This is a genomic window from Sedimentibacter sp. (genome assembly GCF_038562225.1).
GTDB lineage: Bacteria > Bacillota > Clostridia > Tissierellales > Sedimentibacteraceae > Sedimentibacter.
In genome coordinates this window covers 778545-797646 of sequence record NZ_JBCFAS010000002.1, presented here as the reverse complement: position 1 = coordinate 797646, position 19102 = coordinate 778545, and the positions used below count along the sequence as shown (strand labels likewise).

Here is a 19102-nt window from a genome sequence, read left to right as displayed (position 1 = left end):
TTTTGAAAAATAGATGGGTGCTTTTTATAATATATTTTGTGTTTTCCTACCATGTGATATATAATGTAAAATGCAATTTAGGATGAATTTAAATAGGCGTTATAGTTTAATGCTTACAGGAAATTTGAGCAGGGAAGGATATATGAATATAAAAAGTTTTTTGAACAAGTTGAATTATATTATTAAAAAGGACAAGAAAGATAATATTGTCAGAGAAATTAATGCAACTAATTTTGCAAGAATGAAATTAGTCCTTATTGTATTTTTAATGGTTGAACTGCTATTTATATTATTTAATGATGTTCCCTATATGATAAATTCATCTTCAGAAGTAGTTTGGAATCATAATGGTTTTTTGGTGCTACATTTGTTAATTGCATTTGTCTGTAGTGCAGGGCTCATACTTATAGAGACCTTAAATAGACATGAAAAACATAGATTTGAAAATATGCGCAAATTTTTGATTCCGGTATTAACTGTTTTGCTTTTAAGTTTGTTAGCTGTCATTAACGGCTTAGATCAGCTTTTACATAGTAATATAAGCAGTGTTTTTATAGCAAATTTAATTATATTCAGTGCAGTTATATTGCTTGGTTTTCCGTTAAATACAGTTGTATATTCCATTCCTTTTATTATTTATTTAGGTGGACTGATAATATTTCAACAGGATGCTGGTTTGTTGATTTCAAATGCTGTAAATGGATTGATTTTCCTTGTGGCAGTTATTATAATTTCAACAGTGATTTATGATAATCATTATGAAAGAATGGTTGAAAATATGGTTTTAGAAGAAACAATACTTAAGCTGAACTACTTATCAAACCATGACCCATTGACAGAGCTTTTGAATCGAAGGTGTTTTGGGGAGAAAGTTACTGAGAAAATGAAAATTATTAATGAGACAAGTAATTCATCGGCTCTTATTTTGATGGATGTTGATTATTTCAAACAAGTGAATGATAATTTTGGTCATCCTTCAGGAGATATAGTGCTTAAAGAGGTAGGAAATATCCTGATGAAACATATAAAAACGAATGATCTGGCTACACGTTGGGGAGGAGAAGAGTTCCTTATATTTCTTTCTGAAGTTACTATTAAAGAAGCTTATGAAGCAGCTGATACTATTAGAATGACTATTCAGAACAATGCAATATTTACTGATAAGTTCCAGATCAATATAACTGCAAGCTTTGGAGTATCATTATTGCAAGGCAATTCTTCAAACGCCTTTGATATTTCATATAAAGCAGCAGATGCTGCACTTTATCAAGCAAAAAATCAAGGAAGAAACATAGTTGTAGTGGCTTCAACAGATTGATGAATATGCTATTACAACTCATTGAAGAAGTTTTTAAAGCAGTTGACTTTATATTTACTGGCCAGAGAGCATTCTCTGGCTTTTTATGTACAGAAATAAATTCAAAAGATAAGAAAGGCTATTCTTTTTTAAAATACCATAGTTGGACTAAAAAACGGATTTCTGTGCATTAAACAGGTTGTACTGAACTGATTACAAGTATGCTGAATGTGAGTTTGTTTTCAACTATAAATTCGAATCTTTGTCTTTAAAAAAATAAAAGAAAAAAGAAAAAACAACAGTTGCAATATACAACAGTTGTATGTTATCATAACTCTGAGGTGATGAAATGGTAAATCAAGGAAGCGGAGTAATGCGTGAGTTAATTCGAAAGCTGGTCAGAGATTTAGGCGTTCTGGAAAAAAACGATGCCTCCTGCTGTGAGGTTAGCCTGGCGCAGTGTCATGCCATTGTTGAAATCGGAAGAAAAGGAAAGATTTCATTAGTTGACCTAGCAATGATGTTGGGCTTGGATAAAAGTACAATGAGCAGGACTATCAATAACCTGGTAGAATCGAACCTTGTTATCCGGGATGTAGATATGGAAAACAGACGTTATGTAATTATTCAGTTAACTGAAAAGGGCATCAGAGTATTCAGAAATATTGAAAAAAGCATGGATGAATATTATGGCAGCATCTTCAATTCAATTCCGGAAAACAAAAGGAGCCAGGTGATCGAGAGTTTGCAGCTTCTAAATGAAGCTGTTGAATGCAACAAGTGTTGAAGTGATTTCAATCCATAAAAATTTTATGCCAGGAGGTAAGATATTATGGAAAAGAGCATTAAAGACGAAATCAAAAAGTATTATGGCGGCATTGCAAAAAAGGTAGCGAAAGAATCCGATATATTAGGTGAAGCTTACTATAAAATTGATAAAGAAGCAAGAAGCATTAGATGGAGCCTTTGCAGGTGCACATGTTAAAGCATATAAGTAGGGGGAAAATATGGATTATAAAGTTGAAGCTATGAAAGAATCTGACTGGCCACAGGTTGCAGAGATTTATACAGAAGGAATTATGACTAAAATAGCTACGTTTCAAAGTGCGGCACCAAGCTGGGAGGAATGGGATAAGGGACATAGTGAATCCTGCCGCCTGGTAGCCAGAGTTGGTGATACCATCTTGGGTTGGGCAGCCTTATCACCTGTTTCAAGTCGGTGTGTTTATGCTGGAGTTGCAGAAGTAAGTATCTATATCGATAAGCAGTATCGAGGTCAAAAAGTTGGTACTGCGCTTCTGGAGAAATTAATTGAAATCTCAGAAGAAAACGGGTATTGGACTCTGCAGTCAGGAATTATAAAAGAGAATACCTCCAGCTTGAACCTACATAGGAAATGTGGTTTCAGAGAAATAGGCTATAGGGAGAGACTCGGCAAAATGGATAACGGAAAATGGCATGATGTAGTATTAGTCGAACGAAGAAGCAAGGTCGTCGGTAAATAGATAAAGTAAAAACGGAGGTGTATTAACATGTTAATTTTAACAATAGGGGTGCTTTTACTTTTTATAATTGTATTGATCCCAGGCGATGACAATTCAGAATTTGAAGAATATTGCCGGAATGAATGCTGGAGCAGAAGGAAGCCCTGCTGTTATCGGTAAAAGTAAGAAAAAGAGTTGTAATTGTTTCAACGGATTTAGCGGTTGACTTAGGTTTGAGTCAGCCGTCTTTTATTGCTCAAATTAAAAAAAGACTTGACATAATTATAAATTGCAATATGATGTAATAAAGTAAACTAATAGTGTACAAAAATGCAGTTAAGAGAAGTGTGAGGTGAGGCAGTTGGGAGTAAATGAACGCAGGGAAAAAGAAAGACTTATTCGGAGAAACGATATTTTAGATGCCGCAGAAAATGTTATTTTTTCAAAAGGTTATGATTTAGCTACCATGGATGATATTGCAAAGGAAGCGGAATTCAGCAAAAGGACAGTATACATGTATTTTAACAGTAAGGAACAGCTTTATTTTGAAATCATGGTGAGAGGATATAAAATTCTAATCCAAATGGTAGAAGCATCTCTTAACGATGTAAAAGGAAAGAATGCATTAGAAAGAATCAAACAGATAGGAAAAACCCTGTATGATTTTAAAAATGAATATCCTGATTACTTTAAAGCCATTATGAGTTATGAAAATGGTGAGAAGGATTTTGTGAATGGTGTTCCAGATGAATCCAGAGAAGAATGCTATAAACTCGGAGAAGAAATATTCGGTTATTTAACGTCTGAGCTGACAGAGGGCATCAGAGAAGGTATAATCCGTAGTGAATTGGATGTTACCAATACAGCTATTTTACTTTGGTCATGTGTCCTAGGTTTATTAAATACGCTAACAAAAAAAAGGAACTATATTGAGCATTATCACAAAAGAGATTCAGAGGAATTATTATTACAAAGTTTGGAGTTTTTAGTGATTTCAATCACAAATAATACGAGGGAAGAAAAAAATGCAAAATAAGAATTTGAAAAAGGGTGTGAAAATAATGATTTTAGGCCTTACGGGTATATTATTGGCTGCTGTAATTATTGTATATTTGGCAAGCGGTGGTTTTTTAAAGGCACAATATTTAGAGCCGTGGCAGAAGTCGTATTCGGATATATTTGATGATCCAAGAATCAAGCTTGCAGCACATGGCATTTTAGCAGCAAACGGTCATAATATGCAGCCATGGAATATTAAGTTGGATACTGATAAAAATGTCTTTTACTTATTTGCGGACAGTGAGCGTTTAACAAAAGAAGTAGATCCTTACGCCAGGCAGACTATGATTACTCAAGGTACGTTTCTTGAATACGTGAGGGTTGCCGGAGAAAGATTAGGCTACAAAGCTGACATAACTTTTTTTCCGGATGGAGAATATGATGAGCAAAATCTTGAGAATAGCATGAATACCAAGCCGGTTGCAAAAATAACTATAACAAAGACTGAACCTAAAAGCAGTTCTTTGTATGATTATATGTTTTTACCGGATACAAACAGAGGGGCATATAGTAAAAAGGAATTGACGCCGGAAGAGATAAAACAGCTACATGCCATTTTAACAGATAGTGATATGACACTTGAAATATTTCAAGATGAAGATAATAAAAAGAACCTGGGTAATTATGCCATAGTAGGAGCAAAAATCGAGTCAGGCATTCATCGTATAAATCAGGAATCTGCCAATGTATTTCGAGCTAACGAATATCAAAAAAATAAATACAGGTATGGCTTTTCAGTTGAAGGGCAGGGAACAACTGCAATAATGAAACATGTTTTGCAGGGTATCATTACATTGTTTCCGTCAATAAACAACGAAAAAAATTCTGCTGATTTATATGTAAAATCTACTCAGACCGGGGTAGATAACACGTCAGGCTATGCCATGATTATTACTAAAGACAATAGTCGTACGGAGCAAGTAAAATGCGGGATGCTTTACAGCAAATTAATATTGACGGCACATTCACTAGGCTTGGTTATGCAGCCGCCAAGTCAGGTTTTGGAAGAATATCCTGAAATGAGTGAACAGTATACGAAGATTCATAAGGATTATGCCCCAAAAGGAGGTACTATCCAGATGTTTTTCCGTATAGGTCAGCCTACACAAAAATTTCCCCAAAGCATGAGAAGAGATGTAATGGATATAATAATGCAATAAATGATTGAAGATCCTTAAACGTGGGAAGTTACGGTGGAACTTAAGGCATGTTGTGACTACCGTGAAGATATAAAAGCGATGAAACTGATTGTGTTCCAAAGCTACATTTAACAGAAATTGTAAATAATGTATTGTTAATTTAGTATGATTTGTTATAATAAACTTACAAAGATAAAAACACGTCCCGGTAGGTAGTCCGGGAGCAACAATTTGTTGTCAGTAACCTGCCTCCTTGGTTGTCCGTTCTTTGTTCATTAAATCTAAAAGGAGTGATTATATGAACAAAGTAACAGGAAGATTACAGGTGTTTTTCGAAGAACCATTTTGGGTTGGTATATTTGAACGAGTTGATAACGATAAGTTATCTGTTTGCAAAATTACATTTGGGGCAGAACCAAAGGATTATGAAGTACAGGCGTTCATATTGGAAAATTACCATAGACTTCGTTTTAGTCCTTCTGTTGATTCTATTGTAGAAGAAAAGGAAAGGATAAATCCTAAACGTTTACAAAGAGAAGTAAAGAAACAGATTAATAATGCAGGTATAGGATCAAAATCTCAACAAGCTTTGAAACTACAACAAGAGCAAGGAAAATTGGAAAGAAAAGCTTATTCTCGTGAACAGAATGAAGCGAAGAAAGAATTCCAATATAAATTGAAGCAACAGAAAAGAAGAGAAAAACACAAGGGCAGATAAATGCCCTTTCTCTTTTAGAGAATATAAATAGATAGTAGGCGACATTTATGTCGTTTAATCAGTAGCCTCAAATATCATGTTTTGCGAGGGTAGAGTATTGGATAGAAAATCAGAAAAGCGTAAGCAGGCAATTGTTGTGCTTCATGAAATATATGGAGTTAACCAATTTGTAAAAGAGAAATATCAAAAGTATATTGAAGCCGGTTATGATGTATTTTGCCCAAATATGATTGATAGAGCTTCTTTTTCTTACGAAGAATCTAAAGAAGCATATGATTTTTTTATAAATAATGTCGGGTTTGAAGTGTATAAAGAAGTTAGCGATTTTGTCAATGAATTAAAAGATAAGTATAACAATGTATTTATTATAGGTTTTAGTGTGGGAGCGACTATAGCGTGGAGATGTAGTGAAAATACATTATGTAGTGGGATTGTAGCTTGTTATGGTTCGCGTATAAGAGATTATACCAATATAAATCCTATCTGTCCGACGCTTTTAATATTTGCAAATGAAGATTCTTTTGATGTTCATGCTTTGGTTTGTCAACTTCAAGATAAACAACATTTATCTATCCTTGAGTGTGATGCCCAGCATGGTTTTTTAGATCCATATTCTAAACGTTACAATGATAAACAATCAAGACTTGCTGAAGAGGCCATTACCTGCTTTATAAACGAATGTACAAAATAAGCCATATAGACGTTTATCTTTAGCAAACAATACATAGGGGATGGTTTGAAGAGTCAACTCATAGCTCAAAACAACACAGAAACACAAATTCAATTTGCTGAAATTAATATAGAAATATAGCCAGAGAGTAATCAATCTCTGGCTTTTTATATACAAAAATAATTTTAAAAAGGTATTGACCCTAACACCATGTCATAGTGTAATATAAAAACAGAGCTTGAATATATCAATAAAAACTCGAAGCCGGCAGAGTATTAAGCGGTATTGGCAGCTCAAAATAATATTTGGAGGTTAAGCCATGAGAACAGTGAGACAAGTTTCGGATCTGACAGGGATAAGCGTACGTATGCTGCATTACTATGATGAAATAGGATTGCTAAAACCTAGTGCAGTTACAGAGTCAGGTTACAGACTTTATGACGATGAGGCACTAGTAACTCTTCAGCAGATTTTGTTTTTTAAAGAACTTGACATACCGCTAAAAGAAGTGAAAAGAATCATGGATAGTCCAAAATTTAATAAGATGCAAGCTTTAGAAAAACAAAAAAAATTACTTATAATTAAACGCAATAGATTGAACGACTTAGTAGAGCTTATAAACAAAACATTAAAAGGAGAAAACACAATGAGTTTTAAAGAATTTGATATGACAGAATATTTTAATAGACTTGAAGAATTAAAAAAGGGAAATGAGGATTATATAGCAAAAATTTGGGGTAGTATAGAAGCATATGATGAATTTATAGAAAACTCAAAAAGCAAGGAACCTGATTTGGCTAAACTGGCTATAGAGCAATATGAAAGTATGGATAAATTTATTGAAGCTACGAAGAATAATTTTGATGCTAATAAAGATAACATTGAATATCTGAGCACTATAAAAAAGAAAGATTTAGATTATTATATTGATAAAGATAATAGATTATATGAAAAGATTACAGCTGATATAACTAAAGCTCCCTCTTCACCAGAGATTCAAAAAATTGTTTTGGAAATTGTAAATCTTACTGATGAGAAATTTAAATTTTTAAAAATAGACCAAAGGGATAAGGGAGAGAACTACTGGAGTTTTTTTGCTGATACACATTTAAAAGACCCTATGTCAATAAAAATTATGGATGAGAAATATGGCAAGGGAGCATGCATATTTATTGGAAAGGCATTCAAGTTTTATGCTGAAAAGAATAAGTAATGAATTAAAAGTTATGAACTGTTGGTTTGTCAAACATATGTTACACACTGACACTAAAAAAATTATCTAAAAATTGTTTAGGTGAACGCCATAATAAAGGATGCATAGGAAAATGGTGTAATCTCTTTATTGTATATACTTAATTGTTTAGAAAAATCATCAAAGGAATAGAAAGTTCTAACAGAATAAAATCTTTCGTTGTCCTTGCGATGACTGCGTTCAACTTTACCACTATGTCTAGGGGTAAAAGGTCTATAGAGTTTGTGTTTTATAATAGAACCATCAAAACATCGTTTCCAACGATAAATATAATAGTAAGCCAATTATATTTGAGTTTCACATATGATTGGCTTATTTATTATTATCATTTTTACTAGACTGGAGGTTAATTATGCGAAAAATGTTATTCAGTTTCATGAGCATGATTATAATATTCTTGGATCTTTTCCGGTAATTTGTCTGGAAGCATGGCGAATATTTGATGTTCATTTCCATCTTTGATTGCCTGATCATAATACCAGCATTTATACTTAAGCATACTCAATACTTTTTCTAATTTATTAATCTCGGATTCGACAGCTTCTTTTTGTTTTACAAACAGTTCTTTGCGCTCGGGATAGGTTACGCTGCCCATTTCGCTCCATTCCATAAATTTTTTGATGTCCTTTATTTCCATGCCGGATTTTTTTAAACATTCAATGACGCGAAGTGCTTCAATTTCTTTGTCACTAAATTTTCGTATGCCGGATGAACGTTGTATGTTAGGTAACAGACCCTCTTTATCATAATAACGTAATGTAGAAACTGGTAAGTCAAACATTTCAGATACTTGTCCTATAGTGTACATAAAAATCTCCTCAAAAAAATATTTTAAAAAATTCAAAAATTATCTTGACTTAAAGTCAAGTTTAGGTGTTAGAGTTATTTTATCACATTCCGAGAGGAATGTCAAAACAACTATAAAAAGAATTATGTTCATTTTTGAAAGGAGAACAAAATGGCTGAATATTATATCCATGAACTAAGCGAAAATGTAACACGTAAACATGTATCTTATAGAAATAGATACGGAATCACATTGGCAGGAGATCTGTACACAGCAAAAAATTCCGATAACAATCAAAAGCATGCTGCATTGATTGTTGGTGCACCTTATGGCGGTGTAAAAGAACAGGGACCATGTGTCTATGCAAATGAGTTGGCACAGAGAGGGTTCGTTGTTTTAACATTTGATCCATGCTTTATGGGCGAATCTGGTGGAGAACCAAGACACGTATCTTCTCCTGATATCTTCACAGAGAACTTTAGCGCTGGAGTAGATTACCTTGGCTTACAGAAATTCTTTGACAGAGAAAAAATCGGCTTAATCGGCATCTGTGGTTCTGGAGGATTTGCATTATCAGCAACAGCAATGGATACACGCATTAAAGCAGTTGCAACCATGTCTATGTATGATATGACTGTTGCTGCTCGTCTTGGAATGGATGCAGAAACTGTACAGAAGACAAAAGAGCAGCTTGCTGCAAAACGTTGGGAAGATGCAGAAAACGGAACACCAGAATATATATCATTCTTCCCGGAAACACCTTTAGATAACGTTCCGGAAGAATTAGGAGAGCCTGTAGCAGAATGGTTCCGATTCTACGCAGTAAAGAGAGGACATCATCCAAATGCAGCAGGAGGCTTTACAACAACTAGTAACCTAGCATTCATGAATTACAATATTTTAGATCACATTGATGAAATCTCACCACGTCCAATACTGTTTGTGGTCGGTGACAGAGCACACTCTAAGTTCTTCAGTGAGACTGCTAATGAGAATGCGAAAGAGCCGAAGGAACTGTATGTAGTAGATGATGCTGAGCATATCGACCTTTACGACAGAACAGATAGAATTCCATTTGATAAACTGGAGAAGTTCTTTAAGGAGGCAATGTAAAGCACAACGATTAAATGTAGAGTTGTTCGATTTATATTGTCCAGCTGAATCGTATTTAATTATTATAATTATGGGCAAGTCTTTAGCTTCCGTTGAGCTTCAAGATTTGCCCATTTATTATATATGTTCAATCGTTAACAAAGATTGTCCTTATGTAGTAGTAGAAAGACTGACATTATTATGTGAAATATAATTGATGAATAAATTGACTTACTTAGGAACACGTTTTAGAATAATATTATTAAATATAGAAAAAAACGGGATTAATTTGTAAAATTACCGACAAGTAAAAAGAAGATTATCGCGTGTTATTTAAAGAAAAGTATATAAAATTAAATTCATATAATAGAAGGTGTATTCATGGGACATATTACGAGCAAAGATGCCTATAAGAATTTAGAAGAAAGAATCAATTGGTTTACACAAGGGGCTCCGCCATCGGACAGTCTGTATAAGATTTTACAAGTTTTATATACAGAACCTGAAGCCAAATGGGTTGCGCTGTTGCCAGTTCGTCCGTTTACTGCAAAAAAAGCAGCAAAAATCTGGAATGTCAGTGAAGGGAAAGCAGAAACTTTTTTGGAACAGCTTTGTGAAAAGGCGCTGCTTGTGGATTCATATTATAAAGGGGAACGTCAATTTGTAATGCCGCCGCCAATGGCAGGGTTTATTGAATTTGCATTGATGCGTACAAGAGGCGATATTGATCAGAAATATTTAAGCGAGCTGTATTTTCAGTATATGAATGTGGAAGAGGATTTTGTAAAGGATTTATTTTTCGCAACAGAGACGCGCCTTGGACGGGTGTATGTGCAGGAGCCGGTTTTGACCAATGATAACATGATTCATATTTTGGATTATGAAAGAGCAAGCCATATAATCGAAGAAGCAAGTCACATAGGTCTTGGAACCTGTTACTGCAGACATAAGATGCTGCATGCAAATCACCCATGTGAAATAGATGCCCCCTTGGATGTTTGCCTCACCTTTGGAAATGTTGCCCGTTCTCTTGCAGAACATGGACAGCATGCGAGGTTAATTGACAAGAAAGAGGCAATGGATGTGCTGGAGCGTTCCTATGCTGCCAATCTGGTGCAGATGGGTGAAAATGTCCGTGAAGACCCGGCTTTCATTTGCAATTGCTGCGGCTGCTGCTGCGAAGCCTTGCAGGCGGCAAGAAAATTCAGTCCGATGCAGCCGGTAGCTACTACGAATTATATACCTAAAATTTCTGATGAATGCGTAGGATGCGGCAAATGTGAAAATGTATGTCCGGTACTGGCAATTTCAATGGGAAACAGCATAGAGAGCAAGATGGCCCAGGTAGATAATGAAGTATGCCTTGGCTGCGGTGTTTGTGTGCGCAATTGTCCTAAAAATGCCATTGAACTGGTGCGAAGAGAGATTCAGGTCATCACGCCGGTGAACAGCACCCATAGATTTGTGCTGCAGGCAATCGAAAAGGGAACTCTACAAAATCTGATATTTGATAATCAGGCCTTTGCCAATCACCGTGCCATGGCGGCAGTGCTCGGAGTCATTCTTAAACTGCCGCTTTTAAAACAGGTGATGGCCAGTAAGCAGTTCAAGTCCATATATCTGGATAAGTTGCTGTCAAATAAAAGTGCTGTAGAACCTTAATTTCGAATTATTATATAACAAAATCAATTATGCTCGGGGTGATTTCTAATGGAAATAATAGTAAGCGACTTAGCTAAGCTTTACGGTATTTCAAATCAAACTCTTCATTATTATGAAGATAAAAACATATTGCATCCAAAAAGAAATGTCATAAACAATTACAGATATTATGAATCATCTGATTTAAAACTCCTCGGTACCATTAAGAAATATCGAAATGCTGAGTTTTCTCTTCAAGACACATTATCTTTCTGTGGTTACTGCAATGAGCAGGATATCATTTCTCAATACCAAAAACAAAAAGAATTTTTATATGATGAAATAGAAAAAAAGCATCAGATTATAAGGCAATTAGATGATGATTTATTGCTCTATAAGAGTTACAAAGAAAATGGAACCGCTTTTTTCACTGAAGAATTAGAGGGATTTTTGATGTTTGAATCTCCTGCCAAAGAAATTATATTTCAAAATCAAGATATGCGCAAAGAGGCCATCCCATGGTTTAAAAACATATTACATACACGAGCATCCCAAATGTTTTATATAGATGAAGATACAAAGAAAATCTCCAAATATACATATGGAATGCTAGCATCTGTTTCAATTGTAAAGTTCCTTAACTTGACTGCTACAGAAAATGTTAAAGAAATAAAAGGCGGGAACTTTGTTACATCAATAACCAACACCAGCAGTGATAAGACTCTTGAAGAATTATTATATGACTGTATGGAATTTATTAATGACAACAATTATAAAATGCGTGGTAGGCCATTTGCAAAGACTATATTTGCATTCAGCAATAATAATAAAGAACATGAATTGCTTAAACAAATTTTAATTCCTGTATATATTTAAAAATTAAATATTTGTGCTTGAACCCTCAAAGCTTTGATACTGTATACTTTAAATGAGTTAAATTTAACAAAGTTGCAATATTAAATCTAGGAGGAGAAAAGATGAAACAAAAAAGAATAATTTCATTTACATTAATTTTAGCACTTTTATTCAGTATTTCAGGGTGTGCTAAAACTAATGAAGTTCAGCAGCCTGTAAAAGCTATTTATACGCCCGGCACATATGAAGGCAGCGCTCAAGGATTTGGCGGAGCTATTAATGTAAAGGTGACTGTTGATGAAAACAAAATTACTGAAGTAAAAGCTGAAGGCGCAAAAGAAACTGCCGGCATAGGATCAAAAGCAATTGAACAGCTTCCTGCAAAAATAGTTGAAGCAAACAGCGCTGATGTAGAAGTTGTTTCTGGTGCTACATATTCAAGCAATGGAATCATATCAGCTGCTAATGCAGCAGTATCACTGGCAAAAGGTGAAGAGCCTGTTTCTCAAGCAGTAAAAAACGGAAAATATGTTATTGATGCAATAGGCCACGAAGGAACCGTAACGGTATGCACAATGTTTCTTGATGGTGCAATCAAATCCGTTGAGGTTCTTTCTAACAATGAAACACAAGGTATAGGTACATATGCAGTTGCACAAGTGCCTCAAAGAATTGTTGAAGCACAAAGCATAAATGTTGATGGAGTATCCGGTGCCACTGTAACATCCAATGTTATAAAACTGGCTGTAAGCGAAGCTATATCAAAAGCTGGTGGAAATGTGGCGGATTTCAGTAAGAAAGCAGCTGAGCCTGAAATAGTAAAAAAGGAAGTTGAAGAAGATGTTCAAGTTGCCATAATGGGAGCCGGAACTGCCGGTTTATTTGCGGCATCTCAACTGCTTGAACAAGGTGTTAACGATATAATATTGTTTGAAAAACAAGATATTCCCGGAGGATGCATGCCTGTCACTTACGGCGGTCTCGTAATTGCTGATTCAGAAATATATAACGAATGGGGTTTAGGAAATCCATTCTATGCTTCATGGGACAATATGAAAGCAGGTTATCAAAAAATGCTTGACGCAAGCGGTAAAGAATATAATCCTGATTTTCCATTCATGGGACCTATGTTTAAAAAAAGCGGAGAAATGTTTGATTGGATGTCAAGTATAGGAATAGGATTCACTACTTTAGGTAGTCGTTCAGGCTTTTCATATCCATTTTTCTCACCTGGATGCTATGAAGGTGGGTCAGGATTCGCGATGGAATTTTTAGTTAAACGTATAGAAGAAAAGGGCGGCCGTATAATTTACGCTACTCCTGTTACTGATTTAACTCAGGATGAAAACGGCAAAATAACAGGATTGGTTGCTGAAGGCAAAGACGGCACAACCTGGAAGGTTAATGCAGATGCAGTTATAATAGCATCCGGAAGCTTTGCTAAAAATGAAGAACTGGTAGATAAATATTTCCCTGAATGGTCAGGACATTACTTTAATACTATTGAATCTGTTACAGGCGATGGTTTGCTGCTTGGAATGAAATATGGCGCAGGTATTGAAGATATGGGTGCGGAAGTACCTGGTTTCCTTGCAAGCTATGATTCCCATTTTGAGCTTGCATTTATGCACTTGACCGTACCTGGCATTATTGTAAATATAAATGGAAATGAGTTTGGTAATATTATTAAAAAGAATCACCAAATGATGTCACAAGCAAAAGCTGATTCTGCAAACGGAGATACATTCTATTATATTTTTGATGAAGCAGCAGCAGTTCAGGCAAAAGACAATGAAGCTTACGGTTTTGACACATACAAGGCTATATTCGAAAAAGGAGAAGCAGTACATTACAATTCATTGGAAGAATGCTCAACAGCTTTAAACCTGCCAAATTTAGCTGATACAGTAAACAAGAACAATGAGCTGTCTTTAGCCGGACAACCTAATGAATGGGGACGCAAGGATCTTCCTTATATAGAAACAAGCAATGGCGGAGTTTGGGCTATTCGTGTTGATCCAAACGTATATTTGACAACGGGTGGTCTTAAGATCGACCCTTCCTGCCATGTTTTGACTGAATCAGGAAATATCATACCAGGTTTATATGCAGCAGGTGATGTTTGTGGTTCAGTTGAACAAAAAGACGGTGTAACTTATGGTTATGGCTTTGATGCAGCTATGTCTTTCGGGGCTATTGCAGCAGACACCGTAGCAAGTGAATTGAAATAATAAATAAAATTGCAATACTGTGCTTCTAAGTGAACAAAATTATAGTTATAAAAAATGGACAGTGAGAATAGTTCCCACTGTCCAACAATTGTAAAAAGAAGATGCTTTCAAATATTATAAGAAAGCATTTTTTCTCATGTTATTTAGACTAATTTTGCCAGTTCCTCGCCTAAAAATCTGGCAATGGCACCCATTCCGGAAACTCCGGCTTTGTTTTCAGCTTCGGAATTATAATTAGTGTTGGTATTTACATCATAGGTATAGATTTGGCCTTCTCTGTCAGTTATCATTTCTATGCCTGCAATCTCAATTCCGTTTGCAGCAAGGAATTTTTCATATTTTTCTAAAATAGGATTTTCAAAGTTTTCAAGTACAGTAAACTTCGAAGTTTCGCTTTCTCCCACAGGGCAGAAGGCATCTCCAATCTGGCAGGCATCAGCAGGACACAGCTGGAAGCCTTCAGAAGTGTTTACCTGTACTGAGTAATAGTATTTTCCGCCGATGAATTCGTTTCTGACTATGAATGGAGCAGGGGAATCAATGTACTGCTGAATCAAGGTTATTCCATCAACTGGCTCTTCAAAGTCAGTACCATAGACATATTTTTCAAGAGCTTCAATATTTGCAAATTTTTGTACACCAAGTCCTTTTCCGGCCCTGTTATGCTTTGTAATGAAATCTCCCTGAAATTCCTTAGCGGCTTTAATTATTTCCTCTTTTCCTACAGCTGCAATTGTTTTAGGCGTACTAATGCCAAAGGCGTTTAAGGAAACATATTGAGCTACCTTGCTGATTTCAAGCCTCAGCGCGTTGCTGTTGTTTACAACTCTTCTGCCGTGACCTTCAAGCCAGGAAAGCACAGCTGCCGTATATTCTGCCGCATATCTGTGGTCTCTTGTGTGAGAGGATGCGCTCATTCTGTTATAGAAAACTCCCTCCGGCGGTGTTTGTGTTAAGTCCAGCATTCCTTTATTCAGGAACCACTCCTCATAAGGGAGGTTTAATTTTTCGAATTCCTTTCTGAGAGGCACTACCCATTCATCATTTTCATGAATAACATATATTTTTTTCATTTTAATTATCCTTTCTAATTATTTAGATCATTAAGCTTTTGGTTTATATCGCTTCTTTAAGAAGTTTTTCTATCGAATCTGTATGAATTATTATAATTGACAGATTCTTAAAACACAAGAGTATAATTTTTGGTTAGGTCAATGGTATAAACGGAATAAATGATGATATTATGCTTTTCGCGCTGTACATCTTCAATCCATTTGATATAATATTCTTGGGTTCTTAATGAATACGAGGGGTGACTACAGTGAAGCGGGATAAATCAGAATTAATACAAAATGGTGATATGTACAAGGTATTGTTAACCTTATCTATCCCCATTATGATAAATAGTATAATACAAACATTATATAATTTGGTAGATGGAATTTGGGTCAGTAAGATTTCTTCTGTTCACTTTGCAGCAACCTCTTTTGTTTGGCCCATAAATTTTCTATTTGTTGCATTGGGAATTGGACTGTCGGTAGCAGGAACATCACTTCTTTCCCAGTTGCTGGGGGCAGGTAAATATAAAGAAGCCAGAGAATATACGGCTCAACTAATGGTATCATCATTTTTGTTATCAATTGTATTTATGATAGTTGGTGTTGTTACAAGCCCATATATAGTTAAGCTTATGGGTGGAGAAGGTAATTTTGCTGATTTGGCAAATACTTACCTTAGAATATCATTTTTTGATTTGCCGTTTATGTTTTTATATTTCAATATAAATTCAATAATGAATGCACAGGGAAACACGGTAACCCCGACAATATTAAGTGCCATATCTGCTTTTATAAATGTTGTATTGGATCCGGTGTTTATATTTACATTTAATATGGGTATAGCAGGAGCAGCATGGGCAACGGTGCTATCAAGGGTTGTATTGGCGCTGTTTGGTATTAAATTTATCTTTAATGAAGATTATGATTTAAAACCGGATTTCAAAGGATTTAAATTTAATAAAAAAATACTCAAGGAAATTGTGAGAGTCGGACTGCCGGCTTCTATTGGGCAAATAGGCGCCTCCATTGGATTTATGTTCTTAAATGGCTTTATTGTATCCTATGGAACTGCTACAATGGCTGCTTTTGGTATGGTTAACAGAGTAACTAGTCTTGTAATGCAGCCTGCAATGGGAGTTGGAGCAGCTCTGACAGCAGTTGTAGGTCAGAATCTGGGATCTAATCAGCTTCACAGAGCCACAGAAAGTTTTATAAAAGCCTCAAAAATTGCCTTATTTATTGGTATTATCGGCGGAGTATTAATATTTGTTTTCAACAAACCAATAGTGAATTTTTTTATTCAATCCAAGGATGAGCCGGAAGTAATTATTCAAAGTATAACTTACATGAAGTATGTTGCCTTTTCAATGCCATTGATGGGGATGTTCAGCGTTTTTCAGGGAATATTCCAAGGCTCGGGAAATACAAAATATTCCATGGCCATGGAGGTAGGAAGATTGTGGTTTGTCAGGCTGCCGATGATTTTGATATTTAAGAATTTTAATGATTTTGGACCATCCGGCATTTGGTTTTCAATGAGCTTCAGCAACTTCATAATATGCCTATATGGGCTATGGGTATATAAAACTCATGGATGGAAGAGAAAGACAATAAGTGCAGTTGAAAATTGTTAATATAGAGCTGTCTGTTCATAGGGTCATAGGGGACGGTTCTCTGTGGCAACTGTTAAGAAACATTGAAAATCGTGTGTGAAAAAAATATATATGGAGTTATCATGAAAAAAACAATTGGAATTTTTGCTCATGTGGATGCAGGAAAGACTACCTTCACTGAACAGCTTCTCTATAATACAGGCAGTATAAGAAATCTTGGAAGAGTTGATCATAAAACTTCAAGCATGGATACTAATGAAATAGAACAAAACAGAGGAATTACAATTTTTGCCGATCAAGGTATTTTTCAATACAACAATGATACCTACTATATAATTGATACTCCCGGGCATATGGATTTCTCCGCAGAAACTGAGCGGTCCATGTCTGCTCTTGATTATGCCATTTTAATCATAAGCGGAAGCTCAGGGGTACAGGCTCACACAACAACATTATTTAAGCTGTTGAGCTCATACAATATTCCTGTTTTTATTTTTATTAATAAATGTGACATAGAAAGTTTTAATTTACAAGCAATTACAGATGATGTTAAAAATAAGCTTACTGGTGACATACTATATTTAAATTCAGCCGATGATATAATTAATCAACAAACAGCTGAATTTGCAGCAGACAGAGACGAAGATTTTTTAGAATCTTTTTTACAGGATGAATATAGTACAAAGGAATTATTAGAGACTGTTATCAATTTAATTAAAAAGAGACTTTGCTTTCCTTTAATGACAGGTTCAGCGTTAAAAGGAATTGGAATAGATAATTTTTTAGAGATATTTGCAAGCCTTTCTAAAACAGAATATGAGGAAAAGGAAGACAATCATTTTGTAGGAAAAGTTTATAAAATACGTCACGATGAAAAGGGAATGCGGCTCACATTTATAAAAGCATTGTCAGGGAAGCTGCGAATAAAGGATGAATTTACATTTATAAAAGGTGAAGCTTCAACCTCAGAAAAAGTAAATGAAATAAGAGTATATAACGGTAAAAAGTTTGAAAATAAAAATGAAATACTAGCTGGAGATGTATTTGCTGTTGTAGGTCTAAAATCGCCAATATGCGGCACAGTGATAGTATCAGGCGAAACAACAATAGATGGAGTCAGTAATTTTCACTTAACCGCTGCTCTGAAGTCAAAAGTAAACATTTCAGATAATACTGATGTTACAATATTGATGGAAAAGCTGCGCATATTAGAATCAGAAGATCCTATGTTATCGGTTGCTTTCATAAAAGAAACAGAGAATATTTTAATCAGCGTAATGGGTAAAATTCAACTGGAGATATTAGGACAGGTTATAAAATCCAGATTCGGAATATCAGTTAGCTTTGAAAAACCACAGGTTGAATACAAGGAAACAATTAAATCAGCAGTAACGGGTTACGGTCACTTTGAACCGCTCCGCCATTATGCAGAAGTTAAGCTAACATTAGAACCGACTGCTCGCGGAAGCGGCATTACATATGAGAGTCAGTGCCATGTTGACAATTTAATATTAAATTATCAAAATACTATAGAAAATCATGTGTTTGAAAAAGCCCATAAGGGTATTTTAACCGGATCTCCAATTACAGATATAAAGGTTATTTTAAAGGACGGCCGTGCTCATATAAAACATACTGTAGGCGGTGATTTCAGAGAAGCTGCATACAGAGCAATCAGGCAAGGGCTGGAAAACGCAGAGTCCATTTTGTTGGAGCCGTTTTACAGCTTTGAAATTTATGCAGAAGAAACATATATGGGAAGAATAATGTCTGATATACAAAAATTAAGGGGCATTTGTGAAGCACCTGTTCTTAATTGTGGAAATGTTTATATAAAAGGCAGAGGTCCTGTGGAATCCTTTATGGATTACAGCGTTGAACTGATTTCTTTTACTAAGGGAACCGGAAGCATAAGTCTAATGTATGATGGATACGATGTGTATGAAAATGCAAATGATGTGATTTTAAGAATGGCATATGACAAAGAAAGAGATGTGGAAAATACTTCAACATCTGTATTTTGTGCAAAAGGAACTTCTTTTACCGTACCCTGGTATGAGGCAGAAAAGTACATGCATACAATTGATTAAATGTATCTTATGATAAAAATAACTTGATATAGCGCTTCTATGTGGATGGAAGTGCCGGCAAGCAAAAGATTTAATAAATTGTTAATAACTGGTTTATAGTTATTCAAGGACTGTAA

General features: G+C 35.2%; 17 protein-coding genes. 15 read left to right on the top strand and 2 right to left on the bottom strand.

What is annotated here, in order from left to right; genetic code table 11:
• The first annotated feature begins 142 nt into the window (after positions 1-142).
• The 9 genes from AAGU76_RS10175 (at position 143) to AAGU76_RS10135 (ending at position 7580) form a co-directional block, all read left to right on the top strand.
• Entirely contained in the window at positions 143-1318 is a 1176-nt protein-coding gene (locus AAGU76_RS10175) for a GGDEF domain-containing protein (RefSeq protein ID WP_342485372.1), read from the top strand.
• A 328-nt stretch (positions 1319-1646) separates the two neighbouring features.
• Positions 1647-2084 carry a MarR family transcriptional regulator gene (locus AAGU76_RS10170; protein WP_342485371.1) on the top strand — a complete coding sequence of 146 codons (438 nt, stop codon included), beginning with the start codon at positions 1647-1649 and terminating at the stop codon, positions 2082-2084.
• Between the two features lie 45 nt (positions 2085-2129).
• Positions 2130-2282 carry a hypothetical protein gene (locus AAGU76_RS10165; RefSeq protein WP_342485370.1) on the top strand — a complete coding sequence of 51 codons (153 nt, stop codon included), beginning with the start codon at positions 2130-2132 and terminating at the stop codon, positions 2280-2282.
• A gap of 22 nt (positions 2283-2304) precedes the next feature.
• On the top strand, positions 2305-2802 hold the full coding sequence (locus AAGU76_RS10160) for an N-acetyltransferase family protein (RefSeq protein WP_342485369.1): 498 nt from the start codon (positions 2305-2307) through the stop codon (positions 2800-2802).
• A 340-nt stretch (positions 2803-3142) separates the two neighbouring features.
• Complete coding sequence (locus AAGU76_RS10155) at positions 3143-3817, top strand: TetR/AcrR family transcriptional regulator (protein ID WP_342485368.1); 675 nt, start codon at positions 3143-3145, stop codon at positions 3815-3817.
• Complete coding sequence (locus tag AAGU76_RS10150; protein ID WP_342485367.1) at positions 3807-5000, top strand: hypothetical protein; 1194 nt, start codon at positions 3807-3809, stop codon at positions 4998-5000. Before AAGU76_RS10155 ends, AAGU76_RS10150 begins: the two co-directional genes overlap by 11 nt.
• 277 nt (positions 5001-5277) lie before the next feature.
• A complete protein-coding gene (locus AAGU76_RS10145; protein ID WP_342485366.1) occupies positions 5278-5697 on the top strand; it encodes a YjdF family protein in 420 nt (139 codons plus the stop codon).
• A 97-nt stretch (positions 5698-5794) separates the two neighbouring features.
• The gene (locus tag AAGU76_RS10140) at positions 5795-6388 is read left to right on the top strand and encodes a dienelactone hydrolase family protein (protein ID WP_342485365.1); all 594 of its coding nucleotides are present in this window, start codon (positions 5795-5797) and stop codon (positions 6386-6388) included.
• A 298-nt stretch (positions 6389-6686) separates the two neighbouring features.
• Positions 6687-7580, top strand: coding sequence for a MerR family transcriptional regulator (locus AAGU76_RS10135; protein WP_342485364.1), 894 nt, complete (start codon positions 6687-6689; stop codon positions 7578-7580).
• 403 nt (positions 7581-7983) lie between these two features.
• Here AAGU76_RS10135 and AAGU76_RS10130 read toward each other — a convergent pair whose 3' ends face one another.
• A complete protein-coding gene (locus AAGU76_RS10130; protein WP_342485363.1) occupies positions 7984-8427 on the bottom strand; it encodes a MerR family transcriptional regulator in 444 nt (147 codons plus the stop codon).
• Positions 8428-8577: 150 nt separating this feature from the next.
• Between AAGU76_RS10130 and AAGU76_RS10125 the strand changes: the two genes are divergently transcribed.
• From AAGU76_RS10125 to AAGU76_RS10110, 4 genes are all read left to right on the top strand, one after another.
• A complete protein-coding gene (locus AAGU76_RS10125) occupies positions 8578-9519 on the top strand; it encodes an alpha/beta hydrolase (RefSeq protein ID WP_342485362.1) in 942 nt (313 codons plus the stop codon).
• Between the two features lie 360 nt (positions 9520-9879).
• On the top strand, positions 9880-11160 hold the full coding sequence (locus AAGU76_RS10120; RefSeq protein ID WP_342485361.1) for a 4Fe-4S binding protein: 1281 nt from the start codon (positions 9880-9882) through the stop codon (positions 11158-11160).
• 48 nt (positions 11161-11208) lie between these two features.
• A complete protein-coding gene (locus tag AAGU76_RS10115) occupies positions 11209-12015 on the top strand; it encodes a MerR family transcriptional regulator (RefSeq protein WP_342485360.1) in 807 nt (268 codons plus the stop codon).
• Between the two features lie 101 nt (positions 12016-12116).
• Positions 12117-14225 (top strand): FAD-dependent oxidoreductase, encoded by a 2109-nt coding sequence (locus tag AAGU76_RS10110; protein ID WP_342485359.1) that lies wholly within the window; start codon positions 12117-12119, stop codon positions 14223-14225.
• A 143-nt stretch (positions 14226-14368) separates the two neighbouring features.
• Here the strand turns inward: AAGU76_RS10110 and AAGU76_RS10105 are convergent, their stop codons facing one another.
• Positions 14369-15298 (bottom strand): alpha-L-glutamate ligase, encoded by a 930-nt coding sequence (locus AAGU76_RS10105; protein ID WP_342485358.1) that lies wholly within the window; start codon positions 15296-15298, stop codon positions 14369-14371.
• A gap of 248 nt (positions 15299-15546) precedes the next feature.
• On the opposite strand from AAGU76_RS10105, the gene AAGU76_RS10100 reads away from it, so the two are divergent.
• Together AAGU76_RS10100 and AAGU76_RS10095 are read left to right on the top strand one after the other, a co-directional pair.
• On the top strand, positions 15547-16917 hold the full coding sequence (locus AAGU76_RS10100) for an MATE family efflux transporter (RefSeq protein WP_342485357.1): 1371 nt from the start codon (positions 15547-15549) through the stop codon (positions 16915-16917).
• Positions 16918-17018: 101 nt separating this feature from the next.
• On the top strand, positions 17019-18986 hold the full coding sequence (locus AAGU76_RS10095) for a translation factor GTPase family protein (RefSeq protein WP_342485356.1): 1968 nt from the start codon (positions 17019-17021) through the stop codon (positions 18984-18986).
• Positions 18987-19102 lie beyond the last annotated feature (116 nt).